Below are 4,594 nucleotides of genomic sequence, written 5' to 3'. Positions count from 1 at the left end.
GCCTTTCTCCCCGCACTCCGGTATCCCAAACCACAGGTACGCCCCGTGGCGGCATACCTCCGGATACAATACTGCCTTAACCCTGCTGGCAAGCCTTGCGGCAAATTCCCAGTCCGTCTCCCCGTACTGTATCATGGGCCGGCCGGGCTTTTCCCCTTTGCCTGCAGTACAGAGGATGGAGGCCCTCGGTGTGGAGGAGACGGCTTTTTCCGCTATGTCCACGTAGGTCAGCTTGGTATCCTGAAAGGACATGGATACCTTTTCCCGGTCCAGGGCGGTGCTGCCGGAAATAAGGTGTATCCTCACCCGGTATACGTCTTTTGTCACAGGCTCAAAGGAGGCATGTTCCACCAGTCCGCAGAACACCGCTTCTCCCTTGTGCTTTACGGTGACTTCCTGCTCCTCCTCAGATTTCTGCCATCTCTCCATCGTATCAATTTCCCCGGCAATCCCCTCTATCACAGCCCTGGCATGTTTCCCTGGCATGACGTGGGCTTCAAACCCTGTAAGGCGTTCTAACCCAAAAGCTCCTTCAATAGATATTTTGTTATGTTCCCTCATACATATCCTCCCGTCAATCTTCATATTCCTGGCCGGATGTCAATGGCTCAATCGTCCCCATACAGTTACACACAAGATAAGAATCCATGGTTACTGCCTGTCCGTTTACTGTACTCCATTCTCCTGTAATATTTGGGATACACTGCTTCCCCTGCACTTCCTCCGCTGTCTCAGTGCTCCCCGGGGGTACATATCCTTTATACCTTACAATTTCTGCCCCTTCCGGCGGGGTACTGCTTTGGCAGACACCAAAGTGAGAGATATTTTCTTCCTTATAATCATCTTTCCGAATAATTGGGTGTTCTTTGGAATATACCCCATGGCTTGTGGGCAGGTTCAGCCTTCTGGGATGGCTTCCCTTGCTGCACCTCAGAAGTGCCCCTCTTACAAGATATTCTTTATCCTCCATTATGTTTTCACCTCCATTTCTTTAAACATAAGACCTTTTACGCCGCGTCTTAGAAGGCTTTCTGCCGCATCCAGGCGTACTGCAATATTTAATTTCTGAGGCCCTTTTACAGTAAACACAGCCTTGTCTTTTAATTTGCTCCCGTCAAGTACGGCTTTTTTTAAGTCATAATTCCAGTTTGTATATTCGCTTTCTTCTGCCAGACAGTTAAGTTCTGTCAAAAATGGTACAAAGTATCCCCTTGACATCTTCTTTCTTCTGTCTAAAAGTACAATTTCTTTAAAAGGAATGTTTGGTTCATAAAGCTCTAAACATTCTTTAACCTTTTCCGATACCATCACTACCGGATCTGTCATAAAATCCAAAAAAACTGTATTTTCTCCTGTTTTAATTTTAAATATGGTTCTTCTTGGAAGCTTCTTTAAAGATTCCATGGCTTTTCCCGGTGCCAGTATTTCATACCATCCTAACGGTACTGGGATGTCCGTATATCCCTTGTCCTGTTCCAACAAAAAATACCTCATTGGATTCCCCCCTGTATTTTTTCTCCTTCCTGGCGAATTTTAGGCCAAATCTGGATTCCTGTGTCCATATATCCCCCAAACACCATTTGCAAGCCTTCCTCTTTTTCCATTCTGCCAAAAGCAGGGATGCCTGCAATCTCCTCTGACAGACTAGCCAGATACTGGCCCGTCATCATAACATAAAGGAGATAGCTTCTTTCCTTTATCTCCAACATCTGGGGATAACCAAAATGTATGACTTGCCTCTTGCCCTCTATCTCCAGTTCTTCCATATCCTTTTTATATAGATCTGTTATAAAAGATGGATTCCAGAACTCTATGGATTCCATTTTATCCATATATGATTCTTCGGAAAAAGCATTGATCTGTATGTCGTAACACCCGGTAAGCACCGCCAGGTTGAGATAAAAAAAATGTATATATCTTATAGGTTTTTTTACACCTTCTTTTTGCTGCCTGATGCACTGTTGAAAAAGTTGTTCCATTACTGAAAGCAGGGCATCTCTTGTCTCATCTCCTTTTTTGTTAAGTATAACTGCCATTTGCTCTCTGCATTTTTCCAATCGTGGTGATAAAAATTCTTTAGCAAAAACCAAGTATTCTTCCTGGCTGTACATAGCTATCCTCCTACTGCATCTTGTATTTTGTCCCTTCAATTTTTAATTCATCTGTCAAAGTAAGCTTGCTGTCCCCTCTGACCAGTTTGATTTTATCTGTAGCCTGGATATCGATTTCTCCGTCACTTTTTATAATCATGTTTTCCGCTGCTGTGATTACTACCGTAGAGCTTGACACAATAATTATGCCTTCCGCATCATCTAAAATAATCATCATTCCTTTGCCGTTTGTCATAATAATGTTTGTAGGCGTAAGGGATACCATTTTCCCGTCTTTTGTGGAAATCGTTTTCTTATCCGGGTCACTCCTGGGCGGGCCGCCTGCCGCTGCACTTGCCACGGCAGCGCTCCCCGGCATATTTCCACCCCCACCTGCCGTTGCCCCTGCAGAACCTGCAGAGTTTCCAGATGCCCCTCCCCCTGCTGCCGATGCGCTTTGTGCCCCGGTATTCCCAAGGTTGATGGAGCTTATAATATAACCCTCCTCCTCAAACTCATTTGGGAAATATAACCTTACTTTGTCCCCTTTCTCCGGCATGCAGTACCAACCGGTACCGTCCGGGGAGGAATACACCGTAGAGTAAGGAAACCACTTCGCTTCGGATTCTTTCTGGCCTCCATCTACGGCCACCGCCACTTTTACCGTGTCATTTTTTGTGGCAAGGATGGTTGCATCCAGGGACGCTCCGATAATGCCGCTGTTATGCCCGTATACTGTTTGAAATCCCCCGGCCCTCCGAAGGGTGTAGGTATGCATTAATTCTTCCCCGTCAAATACACTGACGGACTCATAGATAAAATATGTCCGGGCTAAAAATTCAGTCCGCTCCCCAAGCTCCAGATATTTCCTGCTCTTTACTTTATAAAACCCAAAATCATCCGGCACAATGCCCGGAACTTTGTTTTCTTTTTTCATAAGGAACTCCTCTTTTGCATTTCCGGAAGAGTAACTGTACACGTCAAGTTTCTTTTTCGGGGCATCTTTTGACAGGCCGAAGGAATAGCGTATCCCCTCCCCGCCATACCCCGGCAGGATGGGCTGGTAAAAATGGGAGGCCAGCCGTTTTAAAAATTCCCAGTCCGTCTCCCGGTACTGGACAATCAATTTTTTTATGGGGTTTGCCACTTTGCAGTTTGGAATACAGGATATTTGTTTGTTCCCTTTGTTTACGGTTTTTAACAGATTTTCATATGTCATTGCTTCATTCTGGAAGGTTCGGGTATGTTTTGTACAGTCCAAAAGCTTTGTGCTTCCCGAAAGTACCATGCGCAATGTTTTTACTCCCCCGGCATTTTCCACTTCCAGGCTGTCAATAATCCCGGAAAAAATATTTTTCTGGTTCCCTTCCTCATCCTTTATGTACAAAGAGGCCTTCCCGCCCTCCGCTTTCTTAAAAAGTTCCCCTTCACTTCCCTCTGCAAGTATTCCCTTAATTCTAGCCATACCATGCTCATTTACCTTTTTATGAACATAAACTTCCTGTATGGAAACTAAGTCCGCAATGGACAATCCTATGATTCTCTCCCTCATTCTTTTTCTCCCTCCTCTATGGTATGCATCATTTCAAACACTACCGGCCTCCAGTTCACCGCCGTTTTCGCAGGGCAGTTGAAAATCCCATGCATCATCTTCCCTTCTATTGGCGTAAAATACATAATATTATACAGCCTGCTGTCAAGGCCGCTGTAGGTAAGCTCAAACCACCCGACTCTGCGCTCCTCCATCTCCTCCATTCCCTCTTCTGTAAACCGCATATCCGGTCTGGCATTCTTAAGCACTCCCTTTAGGGTATCCCGCAGATGTTTGACCTGTTCATTGGTAAGGGGCTGGTCGATTAAGCTGAATGTAAAATTTATGTCCGTCTCTTCATTTGTTTTTATCACCTGGGGGCGCTGTTCCATAGGATACTTTAACTTTGCCTGCTCCATGGGCATGTCCGTAAAAGATGTTGGAAGCATGATCTGCATCTTTTTGTCAAAAAGCCACTCCTTTTCAAATGTCACCAGTTCTTCTTTGATAAAAAATCCTTCCTGAATGCTTCCATACGTTCCCTTTTTGTAGGCGTTCATTGCCTTTATGATTTTTTCATCCTCGTATGCCATATCTGCCTCCTCTGTTTATTCCTTTATTTTTATTGGTGTTTCGCAAACTTTTGCCCTAGAAGAACATTTTTCTCTCCAAATTTAATACGAAACAAATTTAATTCAATCTCTCTTTCGTACTTCCTTAGCTATTAACGTACCTTGCTCCATATCCTCTTCATAAACAATTGCAAAGTACTATTTGCAACCATCTAATATAATTGAATTAATATTAGCAACCATCAATTCCTCATTTTGTTCCAACAATTTAATTAGAATTTTAAGTACTATTTTAAAAGCCATAATACTTGAACCTATATGACCGTAGCTACCTCCTAAAATTTCAAGTGTACCGCTTGGAAAAGCATTTTGTGCTTGCAACTCATCGAATACCTGTGTAA

Annotated in this window: 6 protein-coding genes and 1 pseudogene; all 7 read right to left on the bottom strand. The window is 43.9% G+C overall.

Annotated features, from left to right (window positions below; translation table 11 throughout):
- Positions 1-561 (bottom strand): annotated as a pseudogene (locus D7Y06_RS24035) (hypothetical protein); the annotation flags it as partial.
- Between the two features lie 13 nt (positions 562-574).
- Positions 575-970, bottom strand: a complete 396-nt coding sequence (locus tag D7Y06_RS24030; RefSeq protein ID WP_120410024.1) for a DUF4280 domain-containing protein — start codon at positions 968-970, stop codon at positions 575-577.
- Positions 970-1,494 carry a hypothetical protein gene (locus D7Y06_RS24025; protein ID WP_120410023.1) on the bottom strand — a complete coding sequence of 175 codons (525 nt, stop codon included), beginning with the start codon at positions 1,492-1,494 and terminating at the stop codon, positions 970-972. The genes D7Y06_RS24030 and D7Y06_RS24025 overlap by 1 nt, the downstream gene beginning before the upstream one ends.
- A complete protein-coding gene (locus D7Y06_RS24020) occupies positions 1,491-2,111 on the bottom strand; it encodes a hypothetical protein (RefSeq protein ID WP_120410022.1) in 621 nt (206 codons plus the stop codon). The genes D7Y06_RS24025 and D7Y06_RS24020 overlap by 4 nt, the downstream gene beginning before the upstream one ends.
- 10 nt (positions 2,112-2,121) lie before the next feature.
- The gene (locus D7Y06_RS24015) at positions 2,122-3,642 is read right to left on the bottom strand and encodes a contractile injection system protein, VgrG/Pvc8 family (protein ID WP_120410021.1); all 1,521 of its coding nucleotides are present in this window, start codon (positions 3,640-3,642) and stop codon (positions 2,122-2,124) included.
- Positions 3,639-4,214 (bottom strand): hypothetical protein, encoded by a 576-nt coding sequence (locus tag D7Y06_RS24010; RefSeq protein ID WP_120410020.1) that lies wholly within the window; start codon positions 4,212-4,214, stop codon positions 3,639-3,641. Before D7Y06_RS24010 ends, D7Y06_RS24015 begins: the two co-directional genes overlap by 4 nt.
- Positions 4,215-4,391: 177 nt before the next feature.
- Positions 4,392-4,594, bottom strand: a 203-nt coding sequence (locus D7Y06_RS26255) for a hypothetical protein (RefSeq protein ID WP_158591487.1), incomplete at its 5' end; no start/stop codon positions are given.

The organism is Roseburia sp. 1XD42-69, assembly GCF_003612565.1.
Classification (GTDB): domain Bacteria; phylum Bacillota; class Clostridia; order Lachnospirales; family Lachnospiraceae; genus Roseburia_B.
The sequence above is the reverse complement of the archived record's forward strand: the minus strand, read 5'-3'. Positions and strand labels throughout refer to the sequence as shown.

Bases quoted from the DNA above. Each gene is read 5' to 3' on its own strand.
- D7Y06_RS24030 (WP_120410024.1), bottom strand. From the start codon at position 970: ATGGAGGATAAAGAATATCTTGTAAGAGGGGCACTTCTGAGGTGCAGC.
- D7Y06_RS24025 (WP_120410023.1), bottom strand. From the start codon at position 1,494: ATGAGGTATTTTTTGTTGGAACAGGACAAGGGATATACGGACATCCCA.
- D7Y06_RS24020 (WP_120410022.1), bottom strand. From the start codon at position 2,111: ATGTACAGCCAGGAAGAATACTTGGTTTTTGCTAAAGAATTTTTATCA.
- D7Y06_RS24015 (WP_120410021.1), bottom strand. From the start codon at position 3,642: ATGAGGGAGAGAATCATAGGATTGTCCATTGCGGACTTAGTTTCCATA.
- D7Y06_RS24010 (WP_120410020.1), bottom strand. From the start codon at position 4,214: ATGGCATACGAGGATGAAAAAATCATAAAGGCAATGAACGCCTACAAA.